The organism is Mesorhizobium sp. 2RAF21, from assembly GCF_052115345.1.
Taxonomy (GTDB): domain Bacteria; phylum Pseudomonadota; class Alphaproteobacteria; order Rhizobiales; family Rhizobiaceae; genus Mesorhizobium; species Mesorhizobium terrae.
Genome location: NZ_JBFRGM010000003.1, coordinates 186257 through 204120, shown reverse-complemented (window position 1 = coordinate 204120; position 17864 = coordinate 186257). Strand labels below are relative to the sequence as shown.

Below are 17864 nucleotides of genomic sequence, written 5' to 3'. Positions count from 1 at the left end.
CTCAATGTCGATCAACCTCCATGGACGCTCCGTACTCTCGCTGGACAACCTCTCGGCTGAGGAGATCCGCTTCCTCCTGAAGCTGGCAGCCGATCTGAAGGCGGCCAAGCAGGCCGGGCACGAGATACCGCGCCTCGTTCGCAAGAACATCGCCCTCATCTTCGAGAAGGACTCCACGCGCACGCGGACAGGGTTCGAAGTGGCCGCCTATGATCAGGGCGCCCACGTCACTTATTTCGGTCCCTCCGGCAGCCATATCGGGCACAAGGAATCCATGAAGGACACGGCCCGCGTCCTCGGGAGGATGTATGACGCCATCGAATATCGCGGATTTGCGCAGCACCAGGCCGAAATGCTGGCAGCGCACGCCGGGGTGCCCGTCTATAACGGTCTGACCGACGAAGCGCATCCGACGCAGATCCTCGCCGATTTCATGACGATGCGCGAATTCACGCACAAGCATCTGTCGGACATGACCGTCGCATTCGTCGGCGAAGGTCGGGACAATGTCGCCCAGTCGCTGGCATTGGGGGCAGCCAAGGTCGGCATCGACATGCGCATCGCCTCGCCGAAGGAACTGTGGCCCGACCAAGAATTCTGCGATCATGTCAGGGGGCTCGCCGAACGCAGCGGGGGCCGCTTCCGACTCGATGAAGACATGACCGGCTGCGTCCAGGATACCGACTTCATCTACACCGATGTCTGGATGTCGATGGGCGAGGACAAGTCCGGTTGGGCGGAGCGCATCCGTCTTCTGACTCCCTATCGGGTGACGAAAGATTTGATGGCGGCGAGCGGCAATCCGCATGTCAAGTTCATGCATTGCCTACCGGCGTTCCACGACACCGAGACCGAAGTCGGCGCCTATATCGCGCGCGAATTCGGGATCGATTGCATGGAGGTCACCGACGAGGTGTTCGAGTCCGGCGCCTCGATCGTCTTCGACCAGGCGGAGAACCGCATGCATACGATCAAGGCGCTGCTTGTCGCGACGATCGGGAACTGAAATGCTGATCGTCGCAGCTCTTGGCGGGAACGCCCTTTTGCGGCGTGGCGAGCCGATGACCGCCGAAAATCAGCGCGGCAACGTCAAGCGCGCCGCATCCGTTCTCGCGGCGCTTATCGACCAAGGCCATTCGCTCGTTATCACGCATGGCAACGGCCCGCAGGTTGGCCTGCTTGCGCTACAGTCGGCGGTGTCACCGGACGGCGCTTTTCCGCTCGACGTTCTCGGCGCGGAGAGCGCCGGCATGATCGGCTACATGATCGAGCAGGAGCTCGCCAATCTCGCCTCCCAAAGACTATACGCTACACTGCTGACACAAGTGAAACTCGACCCGCGCGATCCGGCCTTTGACCGTCCAACGAAACCGATTGGCCCTATCTATGATGAGGCGACCGCGCGACGGCTTGCCGACGAGCGCGGCTGGGCAATCGCCCCCGACGGCGACAAATGGCGCCGCGTCGTGCCTTCGCCCCGACCTCTGGAGATCCTGGAAGTATCCGTCATCTCCTATCTCGTCGCACATGATGTCGTCGTCATCTGCACGGGCGGCGGTGGCATCCCCGTGATCGCTCGCGACGATGGCAGCATGGTCGGTGTCGAAGCCGTCATCGACAAGGATCTGGCGAGTTCGCTTCTGGCGCGTCAGTTGGGGGCCGACATGCTGCTCATGCTGACCGATGTCGATGCGGTCTATATCGGCTACGGCACGCCAGACGCTCGCGCGCTCCGCAGGGTCGGGCCGACAGAATTGTCCGGGCTCGACTTTCCAGCAGGCTCGATGGGGCCTAAGATCAGCGCCGCAATCGAATTTGTCGAAGCCATCGGCAACCCATCGGCGATCGGGCGGCTCGAAGACGCGGTCGAGATCGTCAAAGGCCGGCAGGGCACTTGGTTCGAGCCATAGCCTCGTTTCGGACCCTTATCCGGCGCGCTCCTTCAAGAGGCGGTCGATGGCCTTGGGCGCTGGCGCCGGTTATCCGCCTAGCACACGGCGCCTTTCCTCGAATTCTTCCTTGTCGATCTCGCCGCGCGCAAATCGCTCGCGAAGAATGTCAAGCGGTGCGCGGCTCGTCACCGAGCGATGTGGCGACATTGGTCCCGACCACGATCCACCCGGCCCGCGGACGAGAAGGACCGCGCCTGCCACCAGCACCGCGAGGAAGACGATCATGAACAGCGGACCGAAAATCATGGCATACCAAGCTCCGCCCCACCCCATCATGTGGGGTCCCCAATCGTATCTTCCGGCATCCGACGGCACCTGCGCCCATGCCGCGCCAGGGGCAAGAGCCAAAGCAGCGTTCGCTGCCGCGGCCGACTTCACCAAAGCCTTCTGCATTGGCCTGCTCCATCTTTGAAATGGACATCATTCTACGCCGTCGATCGATCTCCACTTTGCGCGAGATCAACCGCATTCGCGGATGCTCCCGCAGTGGCGCAACGGTTCTTCCCATGGTGCGGTCGATCTGCATGGACAGCGCCACCGCCGGTTCGCTACGCGACACGACGAAAGGGCATGGAACAGTTCGAGGAAACCAGTCCGCCTGAGGACCATTCCTCCGGGGATCTGGGCGCTGAACTTCGTCTCGCTGCTGGTGGGTGTCTCGTCGGAGACGATCCACGCCTTGTTGCCGATCTATCTAGTCACCGTGATGGGTGCATCGATGGTGACGGTCGGCATCATCGAAGGCATTGCCGAAGCGACGGCCGCCATCACCAAGGTGTTTTCCGGTGCGCTGTCGGATTGGCTGGGAAAACGCGAGGCGGGATCCTGATCGCGATCCACGATCGTAGGCCTAATGCATGTCGCCCAAAGTGCGCAGCGATTTTGGGCGACATGCATCAAACTTGGGCGACATGCATCAAACGAAGACTTAAGGCGCGTCGCCTGAACCCGTTCCAGCGCGACGCGCTTTAGTGCGACATCAAGACGGGCAGGCGCAAGTCCGACAGAATCCCTTCTGTCGCTCCGCCAAGTACAAAGTCTCGAAGTCGGGAGTGGCCCCATCCCCCCATGACAAGGAGGCCACCGTTGATCCTTATGGCATGGTCCTGAAGCGCAGCGCCGATTTCGTTGTCGCCGGCATGGATCGACTCGGCCGTGGCGGAGAAACCCCGCGCCACTAGGCCATGCGCCAGACGATCGCCGGTATCTTCGCGCGGCAGTACCTTCTCGTCAGTCACAGTGACGATCGATATTGTCGACGCCCGTTCTAGAAACGGCTTCGCATCGGCCACAGCCCTCGCAGCAACGCGGCTGCCGTCCCAGGCGACAACCACATGATCGAGCGGGATGACATCTTCGTCGCCCGGAAGAATCAGCGTCGGCCGACCCGAGCTGAACACTACCTCTTCAGCGGTCGCCTGCGTCGCCTGGTTTTTGGCTGTCCAACCCACCATGCAGAGGTCAAAGTAGCGGCCCTCTTTAGCGGCCACGTCTCCCATCAGCGCGGGTTGGGCTTTCAGTGCCTGGCTTGTCAAGGGGACATTGCATCGCTGGGCTTCCGCCGCGATCAATTCCAATAATTCCTTGCCGCGACTCCGGCTGGCCGCGTTCACCTCCCGGATCTTGGCTGGAAGATCGAGCAGGAAACTGGACAAGGCATTTGAAACGTCCGGGATGTCGACATTGACAATCACGGCATCCAGCGCGGAGCCGAGGTGTCGGGCTACCGCCACCCCGTTCGATACGACCTTTAGGCCCGGAGGGTCGGGATAAGTTGGCAAGAACAGAGATGCTAGCAGTTTCATTGGCCTCGTTTCCTTCAAAGGTATGTTCAGTTGGCCGTCGGCGAGTAGATCGTAAGCCGCTGTTGGGGGCAGCGGTGCAATTGTCATTCAGTTCGACAGCAGCCTGTGGCATGAGCCCGATCCGAGCAGGGATCGCGTTGCGCCCCCGAATGCCCATTCGCGAAAGCGGCCATGGCCGTAGCCGCCCGCGACGATGAGATCGGCACCGAGTTGATCCGCCGCGACGATGATGGCATCGCCCGCCGACAGCCCGTCGCTCTCCATCAACTGCGATCGGGCGTTTACGCCATGCTTCATTAGGAAACGCACCACATCGGCGGCACCATCGCGCGCGCCGAGCGTCCCCTCCTCGGCAATGTTGAAAACTGTCACCTCCTTGGCGTTGCGCAAGAAGGGCATCGCGTCGACCACCGCGCGCCGCGATTCGCGGCAATCCTTCCAAGCGACCATGACCTTCTCCCCTTTGGGAGCGCTGAGGTCATCTGCGGCAAGCAGAACTGGTCTTCCCGCAGAAAGGATCAATGTGCCTGGATCGATCGTCCTATGGGAGTTGCCGACAGCGGTGGGAGCGCCCGCGATGACCAAATCGGCTGCTCGCGCGTGAAGGGCGGCTGCGCGTGTGGGGTTGTCGAGTTCGGCACGCCACGTCGCACGCTCATTGTTGCCGGCGACCGCAAGGAATTCCTCCTTGAGCTCCTTCATGCGATCTTCCAGCCGACGCAAAACCGCCTCAGCCGCCAACGAGGATTCGCTCGGCGACATCAACATGGCGGCCTCGCCCGCCGTTACCGCGATAAGATCGGCCTCAAATTTTCTCGCGATTTCCTGCGCAAAGATCAGACGCGGCGCTGCCGGTAAATCGATGTCGAGGTGGACCAGTATCGTCGTGTAGATCATGTCTAGACTCCATGGGGAGCCGATAGATCAACATGGAGTTCCGGCAATCGCCTTGACGCACGTCAAGTTCATTGGCGCGGTGGATCGCGTCGTTGCGGCCTTCTCCGCCGCTCCGTCAGTCGTAGAAAGACAGGCCAAGAGCGCCAAGGCCGGCTTCAAGGTGATCCCCCAAGAGCGGCTCTCCGATCAGATAACGAGCCGTGTGCTTGTTGTGGGCATCAGCGGCCTGCTTGGGAACTTCTTCTCAATCTACCGCCTGTCCGTTGTCCCTGCCGAGCCACATCAGCGCCACGAGGTCGGTCTGCTCGTCTACAGACAGTTCCGAAATCAGCGAGAACTCTTCACCCACAGGGTCGTAGGCGTGATCTTGAAGCACCGCAATCTCATTGTCGTCCGAAGGATTGGACCCTGTGTTCGGCTCGGTAACGGCAACCTTGACGTCGAATTCATGTGCCTTGTCGATTATGAAGCAGACTTTCCGGACAGGAACCGCCAGTTCGGGCGTCTCGATATCCTCACTTCCGGTGCCGCGTTTCATCCGATCCCTCCTCCTCGCCTTCAGCGCTCTCCCGTCCGAGGACGACACGCTCTCCGACCCAAGGTCCCCGCGAGACAGTGACCACGGTGCACCGGCCGTCAGGCTGGCCGTCCTTGTTATAGTGGATGACCACCCAGTCGGCGGTTTTGTTGAGCCGGTGAGCCAGCTCGCTGTTTGAGAAGAGAGCGGTGAAATGCCAGTCGCTGTGACGAGCATGCAGAATGGGAAGCCAGGCTTCTCCCGTCGGGTTGAATCTCTTCGGCGCTATCTTGCGGAGCTGTCCCGCAGCCGCGCGCTCGCGATATGTCCGGTCGACCTGCAAGAGCAATGCGGCCGACGGTCGAGCGCCCCTGGCCTGTGGCACGAAGATCGGCCGTCCAAGGCGTTCCGCGATGCCTGCCGCGATCATCCGCCTACGTCGCGGGCCGAGGCCTTTCACGTCCAACTTGCCGAAACGAACGGCGTTCTCAAGTTCCTCCAAACTCTCGATTTTCGCTTCCGCAGCAAGGCGTCCTGCCATCCTGGATCCGATCCCAGGGATGCTCTTGAATAGAACCTCGGGCGCAAGTTCGCCTCGCAGCCTATCCAGTTGCGACCATCGCCCAGTGCTGACCATTTCCGCGATCGCGCTGGCGATCCCCGTCCCAACCGCAGGCAGCGCGATCAATCCCTCGCGCCCTTCCTGCGAAAGGATCTGGTCGACCGACCGATCGAGCCCCGAAATCACGTCGGCTGCCCGCCGGAAAGCTTTGGCCCGAAATCCGCCCTCGCCTTGCTGGATCAGCAGATCGGCATAGTCACGCAGCCTGCCCGCAATCAGCCGGTTGATTGCCAACACGTTTCGCGAAGCGACAGCCGTTGCGGGGACAGCTTGAACGCCGGTCTGAACAGTCATCGTAAACGCCCTCGCCGGATCAGTCCGACAGGGCACAGTAGCCGAACAGTCGTTGCGTTCCTTGACCTGCGTCAAGGATGCGCCGTGCTCCGAGCTGGGGTGATGTCGTCGGGCAACCACCCAGTGACCCATTTTGATTCCCACATGCCGTGAGCAGGCGCGAAACCGATTTGATTAGCATCAAGGCGCACTCATCCCCGCGCCGTAGCTTCAGACGATCGAGGAACGTTCAAACCGAAAGCGCGGCCAATGAGCTACAAATCCATTCTCCTGAACCTTGACATCGACAGCCCGATCGAGCCGCTCACGCGGGTGGGCATCGACCTTGCCAAGCGTTTTGGCGCTCGGTTGATCGGCTTCTGCGCTGCTGACGCGCCGTTGCCAGTGACGATGGCGCCGGAGGGCGCGGCCCTTGCTGCCGAGCTCTGGGAGCAGTTGAGAGACGAAATAAGGAAGCGATTCAAGGATATGCACGGCGAGTTCAACAGTCTCGTTGCCAGATCCGTGAGTTCGGAATGGAGAGACGCCGTCGAAAACCCGGACCACGCCCTTACCAGCAGCTCGCGTCTCGTCGACCTCATCGTCACCAGCGCCTCCCAGGGTGCATCCACTGGCGACCCCTATCGCAAAGCCGATCCGGGCAATCTGGTGTTGCGCGCTGGCAGGCCTGTGCTGGTCGCCGCTCACGGTACGGCGCATTTACCCACTGGCAGGGTCGTTGTGGCTTGGAAGGATACGCGTGAAGCGAGACGAGCCGTGGCAGACGCCGTACCCCTGATGGCCATGGCCAACGAAGTCACCGTCGTTGCGGTCGATCCTGATCCAGATGACTGGATCAAGGACGGCATCGGGGATGTCACGAGCTTCCTCGCCGGTCACGGCATCAAGGCCCGGACGGAAATCCTGAAGTCGGGTGATGAAGCCGGTCGCCTTATTGATTTCCTAGCCTCGGTCAATGCCGAACTGATCGTCTCCGGAGCCTACGGACATAGCCGCCTAAGGGAATGGGTGTTCGGCGGAGTTACCCGATCGCTGCTCGACGAGGTCTGGCTCAATCGGCTGATGTCGAGCTGACTACCGCAAGGAGGAGGATGGTGGGTACCGTTGTAAGCGACTGTGTTCAACGGTTTTGATCGGAATCAAACGCCTTCCTGCCGTGGTGGGTCATATGTCTTGAGATCAAGCGCTTAGGCAATCCGTTCAATGACCAATGCTGTTGTCAAGCTTATCGATGCTTGTAACGCCGAAAGAAAAATGGGATGGGACTTTCCAACGATCTGGAAGACTACCCTAAAGGGGCATCCCTATGTTCGCGGGCAGCCTATTCAGGACAGTGGAGAGGATGGCCCGATCCTGAAGGTCCCTCTGACTACGGGCCAGTTTATCGTGTTCCTGGGCTCGCATTTCTCGCTTTGGTAGGTCCGGCGCGCATAAGCGAGCATCGACCGAGTCTGATATGATGCGCAATGCGTGCTTCACGGATACTCGGCGACTGAGCGTCTGACCGCACTCGAACTAACTCCTGGGCCGTGCCGTCAGTTGGTCCACCTTGGCCAGTCCTTTTCGGAATCGCCCGCGCTGCCTTAAGCCGCCGAAAGGGCTTGCTTGAGCGATTCCACCGAGTGCTTGACAAAGTCCTTGCCGATCTCGCCCGCCAGTTTCGCTTCCAGCGACGGCAGGTAATGCTTGCGCATTTCACCAAGCGTGCGCGGGTTGGCGATCACCAGTACGTGCTCATATGTCTCCTTGAGCGCCTCGCGGTTGAGATAGGCCGCAACCGATCCGGCGAAATCATCCTCGCGCAGTCGGGACTCGTCCGGATTGGCTGTTGAATTGCGATGCCTGCCGCCGGATCCGGCGTGGGCCGCTTCAAGGACCTGATCCTCGATTTCGACCAGATCGAGATGAGGTTCATGGCCTTTGTTGTAGAACAACCGAAGCCTCTCGCCGTCCGTAACCGCAACAAGGGTGCCATTGTTCAAAATCATTTGTTCTCTCCGCTATCGGATCAGGCGGGCGTTCATCCGGCTGACGCTTCTTGGTGGAAAGAAAATTGCATACCCGGTTGCGCTGCCTTGACTTTGATCAAACAAGGAACGGCATTGCGGACCGACCGTCGAAAATCCTACTTCGGGCAGAAGGCCGAGTGCAGCGCCTCGATAACCGTCAGCACTTCAGGCCTCGCGATGCGGTAATAGACGGTCGTTCCGTCGCGACGGGCCTCGACCAACCCGTCAGCCCTCAGCCGCATCAGCTGTTGCGACATCGGCACTTGATCGATGCCGAGCAGTTCCCGCAATTCGGCCACCGATCGCTCCTCGTTGCCGAGGGCGCACAGCACGAGCAAACGCTGTGGATGCGACAGGCTCCGAAGCAGTTCCGCCGCCTTGCCTGAAGCCGGGATCAAATCTCTTACATTCATGTTCTTGAATTTATAATCTTTGAATGTTACATGCAAGCTTGCCATTCGGGATTACCGATGCCGCCACCTTACATTCGCGCAGCCCCGTTTGGAAATTGAGCCCGGTCAACGCGGAACGCGACTTCCCCGCGCAGGATGCTGCGAAGATCGAACCAACGGGAGGATCATCATGTCACACATCGTCGTCCTCGGAGCAGGGCTCGGCGGCACGATCATGGCATACGAAATGCGCGACAAGCTGCTCCGGGAGGACCGGCTGACCGTCGTCACGCTGGGCACATCCTATTCCTTCGTGCCTTCCAATCCCTGGGTCGCCGTCGGCTGGCGGGAGCGCGATGACGTCACCGTCGATCTGGCGGATACCTTCAAACGGCGCGGCATCGCGCTGCGGCCCCAGGGCGCGAAGAAGGTTCATCCGAAGGAAAACCGCGTCGAGCTCAATGACGGCGCCTTCGTCGACTACGACTATCTGATCATCGCGACCGGCCCCGACCTTGCGTTCGATGAGGTGCCGGGTCTCGGACCTGCCGGCCATACCCAATCGATTTGCCACATCGACCATGCCGTCGCCACGCGGGCGAGGTTTGACGAATTGGTCCGCAAGCCGGGTCCGATCATCGTGGGCGCGGTCCAGGGCGCGTCCTGCTACGGCCCGGCCTATGAATTCGCCTTCATCCTCGATACCGCGCTGCGCAAAGCCAAGGTACGCGACCGTGTGCCGATGACCTTCGTGACGCCGGAACCCTATATCGGCCATCTCGGCCTCGACGGGGTCGGCGATACCAAGGGCCTGCTCGAGAGCGCCATGCGCGAGCGCCACATCAAGTGGGTCACAAACGCCAAGGTGACTTCGGTCGACGCCGACATCATGCATATCGCGGAAGTGAACGAGGACGGAACCACCAAGGCCAGGCACGATCTGCCTTTCGCCTTCTCGATGATGCTGCCCGCCTTCCGCGGCGTTCCCGCGTTGATAGGAACCGAGGACCTGGTCAATCCGCGCGGTTTCGTCACCATAGACAAGCATCAGCGCAACCAGACCCATCCGAACGTCTTTGCGATCGGCGTCTGTGTCGCCATTCCGCCGGTCGGCAAGACGCCGCTTCCCGTCGGCGTGCCGAAGACTGGCTTCATGATCGAATCCATGGTGACGGCCACCGCCGAGAACATCGGCGCGCTTCTGCGCGGCGAGGAACCACGGGCTGTCGCGACATGGAACGCGGTCTGCCTCGCCGATTTCGGCGATGAAGGCATAGCCTTCGTCGCGCAGCCGCAAATCCCTCCCCGCAACGTCAACTGGTCCTCGCAGGGCAAGTGGGTCCACGCGGCGAAGGTCGGGTTCGAGAAATACTTCCTCCACAAGGTCCGGCAGGGAAAGAGCGAGACCTTCTATGAAGGATTGGCGCTCGACGTTCTCGGCATCAAGAAACTCAAGGCCATCAACATCGAGCCGGCCGAATAGACGGCGGTATTCAGGAGAAAAGGATCATGACGATAGACAGGGCAGTTCTCATGTTCGCGGGCTTCATGGTGCTGATATCGCTCGCGCTCGGCATCTACTATTCGCCCTACTGGTTCCTGCTGACCGCATTCGCCGGGCTCAACATGGTGCAAGCCTCGGTCACAGGCTTCTGCCCGGCAGCGATGGTCTTGAAGAAGCTCGGCTGCAAGTCGGGCGTGGCGTTCAAGTAGCGGCATCATCGAGCAATTGGCTTCTGGCCGGGAGGCGATCCAGCCGCCTTCCGGCCCATTTTCCAACAACCGAGACAAGCGTGATGAGAACCATACGATCGGCCCTCGCGAACATTTTTTTTATCGGCGTCGCCGGCCTTGTCGCGGTCGATGCACGCGCCGGCGAGTTCATCGTCAAGGCGTCCACCGTCACCGAGATGAAGGCGGTGTATGGACAGGTGGAGAGCCGCACCATCCTGCCGGCAAGGGCGAGGATTTCGGGAACGGTCTCGTCCGTCCGGGTCTCGGAGGGCACCCAGGTAAGCAAAGGCGACGTGATCGCCACGGTGGTCGACGACAAGCTCGCATTGCAGCTCAGAGCGGCCGACGCCAAGATCGCCGCGCTGAAGTCGCAGCTCGATAGCGCCCGCACCGATCTGCAGCGCGCGCAGGACCTGCTCGCCAAGGGTGCTGCCGCCCAAAGCCGGGTAGACGCCGCAAAGACGCAGTTCGATGTCGCTACGAACCAACTCGTGGCTGCGATCGCCGAGAGGGCGGTCATCGAGCAAAGCACCAGGGAAGGCGACATCCTGGCTCCGGCCGACGGCCGGGTCCTGACGATTCCGGTGGCTGCCGGCTCGGTGATCATGGCAGGCGAACCCGTCGCACGGGTTGCGTCGGGCCAATACTATCTGCGACTGTCCTTGCCGGAACGGCACGCAGTGGAAATAACGGAAGGCGCCCACGTCGACATCGGCGAACGCGGCACGGGCACCAATGCCGGCTTCGTCAAGGCCAGCGAAGGGCGGATCGCCAAGGTCTATCCCGAGATCGAGAATGGTCGTGTGATTGCCGACGTCGAAGTCGCCGATATCGGGACCTATTTCGTCAATGAGCGCACGCTCGTGTCCATACCTGTTGCCAAACGGACCATGCTCGGCGTTCCCCCAGAGGCGCTCAGAACCGTCCACGGCATAGACTACGTCAGGGTCGAGACGGCGGACGGCCCGCTAGACGTCGCGGTCGTGCTGGGCGGGACATTCCGGGATGCCGGCCAGCCGCGCGTCGAGATCCTGAGTGGTCTTGCCGATGGCGACCAGGTCGTGCTGCCATGAAACTCGGCATCGCCGGCTGGCTTACCCGTTCCTTTATCGCATCGCCACTGACTCCCCTGTTCCTGCTGGCCGCGCTGGCGCTTGGGCTCGTGGCCTTGGTCACGCTGCCGCGCGAGGAGGAGCCGCAGATTTCCGTACCCATGGTCGACATCCATGTATCCGCGAACGGCCTGAAGGCCGAGGATGCCGTCAAGCTCGTAACCGAGCCGCTGGAGACGATCATCAAGGGGATAGACGGCGTGGAGCACGTCTATTCGCAGACGATGGACGACGGCGCGCTGGTAACCGCGCGCTTCAAGGTCGGCACCAGCTCGGATGCCGCGATCCTGCGTGTCCACGACAAGGTCCGCGCTAATATGGATCGCATCCCCGTCGGGATTCCGGAACCGCTGATCGTCGGACGCGGCATCGACGACGTGGCAATAGTGGTGGTGACGATAACGCCGGCGCCGCAAGCGGCGGCACGCTACTCCTCGGCGGACCTGACGCGTCTCGCACATGAGCTGCAGGTCGAGGTCGCAAAGCTTCCCGATATCGGCCTCACCTACATAGTCGGGGAGCAGCCGGAAGAGATCCAGGTCGAGCCGGATCCGGAAAAGCTCTCGCTATATGGGATCACGCTGCAGCAGCTGACGGGCAAGATCGCGGGCGCCAACCGGTCCTTCCAGATCGGCACGGTGCGCGATCAGGGCGGTCAGCGTGTTCTGGTGGCTGGCCAGACGCTGCAGGCTTTGTCCGACATCGGCAACCTTTTGCTGACGGCTCGCGACGGCCGGCCAGTCTATATCCGCGACGTCGCCAGCGTGGTGCTCGCGACGTCGCCGGCGGAGAACCGCGTCACCAACATCGTCAAGTCCGACACCGGTCTCGAGCGCACGCCGGCCGTATCGGTGGCGATCGCAAAGCGACCGGGCACCAACGCGGTCGTCATCGCCGATACGATCGTCAAGCGCCTCGAGCAGGTGCGCGGCCAAGTCTTCCCGAAAGACATCGAGATGCGCGTGACGCGCAACTATGGCGAAACGGCCAATGAGAAGGCCAACGAGCTGCTTTTCCATCTGGGCCTTGCGACCGTCTCCATCGTTCTCCTGGTCGCCGTCGCCATCGGTTGGCGGGAAGCCCTGGTGGTGGCCGTGGTGATACCCACGACGATCCTGCTGACCATGTTCGCATCGCGCATCATGGGCTACACGCTGAACCGCGTCAGCCTGTTCGCCCTGATCTTCTCCATCGGCATCCTCGTCGACGACGCCATCGTGATCATCGAGAACATCGCGCGCCACTGGGCGATGGACGATGGACGTTCGCGTACCCAGGCCGCGATCGACGCTGTCGCCGAGGTTGGCAATCCCACCATCGTGGCGACGCTGACCGTGGTCGCGGCGCTGCTCCCCATGCTGTTCGTTTCCGGCCTCATGGGCCCGTATATGAGCCCGATCCCAGCCAACGCCTCGGCCGCGATGCTCTTCTCCTTCTTCGTGGCGGTGATGCTGACACCGTGGCTGATGATGAAGCTCGGCGGAAAGGATCAGGCCGGCGTGCATGGCCGTGCCGGCAGCGCGCATGGCGGCGTGCTGGGCCGGATCTATGTCGCGGTGGCGCGGCCGATCTTGAAGTCGCGGTTCCGGGCGTGGACGTTCCTCTTGGTCGTGGGCATTGCCACGATTGGGTCCATGGCGCTGATCTACACCAAGCATGTCACGGTCAAGCTACTGCCCTTCGACAACAAGACCGAACTCCAGATTGTGGCGGACCTGCCGAAGGGCTCGTCGGTCGAGGACACGGACCGTCTGCTGCAGGCAGCCGTGAACCGGCTGGCCTCCGTGCCGGAAGTGGTCTCGTTCCAGACCTACGCAGGCACCTCAGCGCCTTTCAACTTCAACGGCCTGGTGCGCCACTACTACCTTCGATCGAGCCCCGAACAGGGCGACATCGCCGTCAACCTCCTTCCCAAGGGCGACCGCAGCCGCGCCAGCCATGCTATTGCGCTCGACTTGCGCGATCGCTTGAAGGGAATGGCAATGCCGGCGGGCACGGTGCTGAAGGTGGTCGAGCCGCCACCTGGCCCGCCAGTGCTCGGCACGCTCCTGGCCGAAATCTACGGCCCGGATGCCGAGACCCGCCGCGCGGTTGCGGCCAAGGTTCGCGAGACCTTCGCCAGCATCCCTTTCATCGTCGACGTCGACGACAGCTTCCACAACCAGCCAGAGCGGCTCCGGCTTTCAATCGACCAGGACAACCTCGAATACTACAAGGTCGAGCAGGCGGACGTTTACGACACGCTGAGCTATCTCTACGGCGGGACCACGGTCGGCTACTCGCACCGAGGCGGCGGCCGCCTGCCGATCCCGATCCGCTTCGCCTTGTCCAAGGGCAACGGCGTGGTCGACCAGCGCGCCCTGGCGACGCCTGTGGCCGCCAACGCGCTGCCCGGCGCGCGCGACGTCGTCGAGCTCGGCGACATCGTCCGGGTGAGCCGGGAGCCGGCCTCCTACCCGATCTTCCGCCATAACGGCCGGCCGGCCGAGATGGTGATGGGCGAACTGGCCGGCGCGTTCGAGGCGCCGGTCTATGGTATGCTCGCCGTAGACGACGCCATCGTCAGGGCGGACTGGGGGGCGTTGCCGAAGCCGCAGATCGCGCTGCACGGCCAGCCGGACGACGAATCGAAGCCGACCCTCCTGTGGGACGGCGAATGGGAGGTGACCTGGGTGACCTTCCGCGACATGGGCGCCGCCTTCATGGTGGCTATTCTCGGCATCTACATCCTGGTCGTCGCGCAGTTCGGATCGTTCAAGCTGCCACTGGTCATCCTAACGCCGATCCCGCTGACGCTGATCGGCATCATGCTCGGCCACTGGGCCTTCGCCGCGCCCTTCACGGCAACCTCGATGATCGGCTTCATCGCGCTCGCCGGCATAATCGTCCGCAACTCGATCCTGCTGGTCGATTTCATCCGGCATGCCAGGGGGACAGACGGGCCGCTCGGCGTGCTGCTCAAGGCCGGCGCGATCCGCTTCAAACCGATCCTTCTGACCGCACTTGCGGCGATGATCGGTGCAGCAGTGATCCTGACCGACCCGATCTTCCAAGGACTGGCTATCTCGCTGCTGTTCGGCCTGGCCTCGTCGACGCTGCTGACCGTCCTTGTGATACCAGCGATCTACGTGGCGCTTAGGAGGAGTTGATGGATCTGAGCGAGGCGATGCAACAGCGCGATGGTCCAGATCCGCAACGCCACCGCAATGGCCGACGACCTGCCGTCGTTCGCTGGCTGGCGTGGAATCAAGCGATCGATCGCCAGCCCACCCGTGCAACCAGAGATTCCGATGTCCGCTGAGACGGACTTCAAACAGGATTAGGGGCCTACCGACGCGCAGCAAGACATGTTGCGCATAATGGCATCGGTCTCCGGATTCGCCGAATGACACACATCGCGTGCCGGGCGTTTTGATCCCGCGCAAGGATAAAGTTGGCTGCAGATGCAACCATGCAATCACTGTTGGGCCGCTGGCAGGTGCCATGGCTCTGGTCGATCGCCGGTGTCGGTTCCATCGGTGTTTGCCGAGAGGATATCGCTTTGAAAACGATGCTAAGGACTGCGGCACTGACGCTTGCCGCAGTCGTTGCTTGGCTGGTGGTGCCGATGCCGCCAGCACGGTTCAGGTTTCGTTGTGGGACGAAGGGCCCATGACAACTGGTTTCGCCTACCTGAAGCCGGAAAAATACGTGCTCAATGTGCCAGGTCACTTCGCGGCGGGTATGTGGACGGAGTTTACCGTCAAGCCGTAGCGTCCAAGCCGAACCCTCAGCCCACGTCAAAGACGCTTGGGTTGCGCGCTTCGGCCCGAAGCCTCCTGCTTCGCCGTGGCGAGGATGTAGGACCCCACCCGTCGGGTCGGTGTTTGTTGGCGGCCAGATGTCAGCATCGACGGCAGAGGGTTGAGGTGCGATGGAGCATTCGAACGAAGACACTCTCAAAACGGCAATGCTAGTGGTCGCCATAAGCGGCCTTGGCGTTGGCCTCGCTTTCTATCTCACAGCCCAGTCTGACCTCGCGCGGACGATCTGGCTCGTCGGCGTAGTTCCGGTCCTGGCGGTCTTGCTGGTTGAAATCCTACGCAGCCTGTGGCGCGGCGAGGTGGGACTCGACATCGTTGCGGCGCTGTCCATGTCCGCCGCCTTGGCTTTCGGCGAGACGCTGGCAGCGGCGGTCGTCGCCGTCATGTATTCGGGAGGCACCTTTCTCGAAAGTTTCGCGGAGGGGCGTGCGCGCAGCGAGATGCACGACCTCCTGTCGCGCGTCCCGCGCAAAGCGACGAAGCATCGCGACGGCGCGCTTGTGGACTTGCCTCTAGACGACATCTTGCCGGGCGACCGCCTGCTGATCCGTCAGGGAGACGTCGTCCCCGTGGATGGTACCATCGCTTCAAAGTTGGCTTTCCTCGACACCTCTGCCTTAACGGGGGAGTCGCTCCCCGTCCGCACGGAGGCAGGCGGCGAGGCGCTGAGCGGATCTACCAACGCAGGCGAGGCCTTCGACCTGATCGCGGCGCGGCCTGCCAAGGACAGCACCTACGCGGGTATCGTCCGGCTCGTGGAGGAAGCGCAGAAATCGAAGGCACCCATGTCGCGGCTCGCAGACCGATGGTCGCTCGGTTTCCTGGCCGCCACCGTCGGGCTTGCCTTCGCCGCCTGGTGGTTCACAAACGACCCGATCCGGGCCGTCGCCGTTCTGGTTGTCGCCACGCCTTGCCCGCTGATCCTCGCAGTCCCCGTCGCGCTGGTCGCCGGGCTATCCCGCGCGGCGCATTTTGGCGTGCTGATCAAGGGAGCGGGCCCACTCGAAGCCATGGCTCACGTCCGGACGCTCATCCTGGACAAAACGGGCACGCTGACCGATGGCCGGCCCCACCTCGTCTCGATCGACAGCCATTCGGGTATCGAGGAGGGTGAAATCCTTCGCCTTGGCGCGGCGCTCGACCAGGCTTCGAAGCATCCGGTGGCGCAGGCGATCGTCGCTGCCGCGAAGGCCAGGGGGTTGCCCCTTCCGGTGCCGTCGGAAGTGACGGAAATGCCTGGAGAGGGGTTGACTGGAATAGTGGACGGCCGCGCCGTCATTATAGGCGGACATCGGTTCGTGACCGACCGCATCGGGCAAATGGGTACGGAGCACCCGGAGATCGGCGCCGGGTCGGTAATGGCGGCAGTGGGCGTGGACGGGCAGCTGGCGGGACATCTTATCATGGCCGATCGGCTTCGCGAAGAAACGCACAGCATGTTATCTGGACTTCGAAAGCAAGGTATCGAGCGAATCCTGCTGGCCACGGGGGACCGCCGCGAAGTGGCGGAGCGCGTAACGGAGCACTTAGGTCTTGACGGCATCCGTGCGGGCCTGACCCCTGACCAGAAGGTCTTGCTGGTGCTCACTGAGCATAAGCGGGGTCCGGTGATGATGGTCGGAGACGGCGTAAACGATGCGCCAGCGCTCGCCGCAGCCGATATCGGCATCGCCATGGGAGCGCGCGGCGCCGCCGCCTCGGCCGAGGCTGCCGACGTGGTCCTCCTCGTCGACCGCATCGACCGATTGGAACCTGGCATCGAGATCGCGCGAGCCGCGCGCCGCATCGCGCTGGAGAGCGTCGTCGCCGGAATAGGTCTCTCCGTCCTCGGCATGGTAGCGGCCGCGCTTGGCCTCCTTTCACCCGTCCAGGGCGCGCTTCTTCAGGAGGCGATAGATGTCGCCGTCATCCTCAATGCCCTCCGGGCGCTCCGCATCTCCCCGGCCCTAGGGCTATCGCCAACTTCATCAGTCATGGAAACCAGCCTCACAGGAGTGCACCCGAAATGAGCCGTCTCTCGCATTCCGAAGTCCACATGGTCCACCGGATCGGCTGGCTCCGCGCCGCCGTGCTTGGCGCGAACGATGGGATCGTCTCCACGTCCAGCCTCGTCGTCGGCGTAGCGGCGGCAGGATCAGGATCGACCGCGATCCTGATCGCTGGACTGGCCGGCCTCGTGGCTGGGGCGATGTCGATGGCTGCGGGAGAGTATGTCTCGGTCAGCTCCCAGACGGATGCCGAGAATGCCGACCTCGCCCGCGAGAAGCGCGAACTCGCCGAAACGCCCGAGGCGGAGCTGGAGGAACTGACGCAGATTTACGTCGACAGGGGCCTGGACCGCGAGCTCGCCGAGCGGGTTGCGGTCCAGCTGACAGAGCGCGATGCCTTGGGAAGCCATGCCCGCGACGAACTCGGCATTTCCGAGACTGCCGCGGCCCGCCCCGTGCAGGCGGCCCTGGTCTCAGCCCTCACTTTCGCTTCAGGAGCGGTCGTGCCGTTAATTGTGGCGCTCGCATCGCCCGCGGAGAGAACAGGCGTGATGGTCGCGGCATCCACGGTCGTCGCGCTGGCCATCCTGGGCGGCCTGGGGGCGAGCGCCGGAGGAGCCGATATGGTGCGCGGGGCAGTGCGCGTCACCTTCTGGGGGGCGCTGGCAATGGGTATAACAGCCGCCGTCGGGACAGTCTTCGGGGTCAGCGCCGGATAGACAGGAAACCCTCCGTCAAA

16 protein-coding genes and 2 pseudogenes are annotated in these 17864 nt (G+C 62.4%); 11 read left to right on the top strand and 7 right to left on the bottom strand.

The window, feature by feature from the left end; translation table 11 throughout:
• The first annotated feature begins 4 nt into the window (after positions 1 to 4).
• Together argF and arcC are read left to right on the top strand one after the other, a co-directional pair.
• A complete protein-coding gene (gene argF, locus AB4136_RS06150) occupies positions 5 to 1006 on the top strand; it encodes an ornithine carbamoyltransferase (protein WP_441930571.1) in 1002 nt (333 codons plus the stop codon).
• Between the two features lies 1 nt (position 1007).
• Positions 1008 to 1910, top strand: coding sequence for a carbamate kinase (gene arcC, locus AB4136_RS06145; RefSeq protein WP_441930569.1), 903 nt, complete (start codon positions 1008 to 1010; stop codon positions 1908 to 1910).
• 69 nt (positions 1911 to 1979) lie between these two features.
• Here the strand turns inward: arcC and AB4136_RS06140 are convergent, their stop codons facing one another.
• On the bottom strand, positions 1980 to 2345 hold the full coding sequence (locus tag AB4136_RS06140) for an SHOCT domain-containing protein (protein WP_441930567.1): 366 nt from the start codon (positions 2343 to 2345) through the stop codon (positions 1980 to 1982).
• A gap of 205 nt (positions 2346 to 2550) precedes the next feature.
• Between AB4136_RS06140 and AB4136_RS06135 the strand changes: the two are divergent.
• A pseudogene (locus AB4136_RS06135) lies at positions 2551 to 2769 on the top strand (MFS transporter); the annotation flags it as partial.
• A gap of 151 nt (positions 2770 to 2920) precedes the next feature.
• Here the strand turns inward: AB4136_RS06135 and AB4136_RS06130 are convergent.
• From AB4136_RS06130 to AB4136_RS06115, 4 genes and pseudogenes are all read right to left on the bottom strand, one after another.
• Entirely contained in the window at positions 2921 to 3757 is an 837-nt protein-coding gene (locus tag AB4136_RS06130; RefSeq protein ID WP_441930565.1) for a universal stress protein, read from the bottom strand.
• Between the two features lie 87 nt (positions 3758 to 3844).
• Positions 3845 to 4654 (bottom strand): universal stress protein, encoded by an 810-nt coding sequence (locus tag AB4136_RS06125; protein ID WP_441930562.1) that lies wholly within the window; start codon positions 4652 to 4654, stop codon positions 3845 to 3847.
• Positions 4655 to 4769: 115 nt separating this feature from the next.
• Positions 4770 to 5192, bottom strand: a pseudogene (locus tag AB4136_RS06120) (DUF3775 domain-containing protein).
• Positions 5170 to 6030, bottom strand: a complete 861-nt coding sequence (locus tag AB4136_RS06115; RefSeq protein WP_441930947.1) for a DNA-binding protein — start codon at positions 6028 to 6030, stop codon at positions 5170 to 5172. The pseudogene AB4136_RS06120 and the gene AB4136_RS06115 overlap by 23 nt, the downstream one beginning before the upstream one ends.
• A gap of 306 nt (positions 6031 to 6336) precedes the next feature.
• On the opposite strand from AB4136_RS06115, the gene AB4136_RS06110 reads away from it, so the two are divergent.
• Complete coding sequence (locus AB4136_RS06110) at positions 6337 to 7161, top strand: universal stress protein (RefSeq protein ID WP_441930560.1); 825 nt, start codon at positions 6337 to 6339, stop codon at positions 7159 to 7161.
• Positions 7162 to 7670: 509 nt separating this feature from the next.
• Here AB4136_RS06110 and AB4136_RS06105 read toward each other — a convergent pair.
• Together AB4136_RS06105 and AB4136_RS06100 are read right to left on the bottom strand one after the other, a co-directional pair.
• A complete protein-coding gene (locus tag AB4136_RS06105; protein ID WP_441930558.1) occupies positions 7671 to 8075 on the bottom strand; it encodes a baeRF12 domain-containing protein in 405 nt (134 codons plus the stop codon).
• 137 nt (positions 8076 to 8212) lie between these two features.
• Complete coding sequence (locus tag AB4136_RS06100; RefSeq protein ID WP_441930556.1) at positions 8213 to 8509, bottom strand: ArsR/SmtB family transcription factor; 297 nt, start codon at positions 8507 to 8509, stop codon at positions 8213 to 8215.
• A 169-nt stretch (positions 8510 to 8678) separates the two neighbouring features.
• Between AB4136_RS06100 and AB4136_RS06095 the strand changes: the two genes are divergently transcribed.
• The 7 genes from AB4136_RS06095 (at position 8679) to AB4136_RS06065 (ending at position 17844) form a co-directional block, all read left to right on the top strand.
• On the top strand, positions 8679 to 9971 hold the full coding sequence (locus AB4136_RS06095) for an NAD(P)/FAD-dependent oxidoreductase (RefSeq protein ID WP_441930554.1): 1293 nt from the start codon (positions 8679 to 8681) through the stop codon (positions 9969 to 9971).
• Between the two features lie 26 nt (positions 9972 to 9997).
• Positions 9998 to 10201: a YgaP family membrane protein gene (locus tag AB4136_RS06090; RefSeq protein WP_441930552.1), complete on the top strand. Its 204-nt coding sequence runs from the start codon at positions 9998 to 10000 to the stop codon at positions 10199 to 10201.
• Between the two features lie 83 nt (positions 10202 to 10284).
• The gene (locus AB4136_RS06085; RefSeq protein WP_441930550.1) at positions 10285 to 11295 is read left to right on the top strand and encodes an efflux RND transporter periplasmic adaptor subunit; all 1011 of its coding nucleotides are present in this window, start codon (positions 10285 to 10287) and stop codon (positions 11293 to 11295) included.
• Positions 11292 to 14483, top strand: a complete 3192-nt coding sequence (locus tag AB4136_RS06080) for an efflux RND transporter permease subunit (protein ID WP_441930548.1) — start codon at positions 11292 to 11294, stop codon at positions 14481 to 14483. Before AB4136_RS06085 ends, AB4136_RS06080 begins: the two co-directional genes overlap by 4 nt.
• Positions 14483 to 14635, top strand: a complete 153-nt coding sequence (locus tag AB4136_RS06075; RefSeq protein ID WP_441930546.1) for a hypothetical protein — start codon at positions 14483 to 14485, stop codon at positions 14633 to 14635. Before AB4136_RS06080 ends, AB4136_RS06075 begins: the two co-directional genes overlap by 1 nt.
• Before the next feature lie 612 nt (positions 14636 to 15247).
• On the top strand, positions 15248 to 17146 hold the full coding sequence (locus tag AB4136_RS06070) for a heavy metal translocating P-type ATPase (RefSeq protein ID WP_441930544.1): 1899 nt from the start codon (positions 15248 to 15250) through the stop codon (positions 17144 to 17146).
• On the top strand, positions 17143 to 17844 hold the full coding sequence (locus tag AB4136_RS06065) for a VIT1/CCC1 transporter family protein (RefSeq protein ID WP_441930542.1): 702 nt from the start codon (positions 17143 to 17145) through the stop codon (positions 17842 to 17844). Before AB4136_RS06070 ends, AB4136_RS06065 begins: the two co-directional genes overlap by 4 nt.
• The last annotated feature ends 20 nt before the right edge of the window (positions 17845 to 17864 follow it).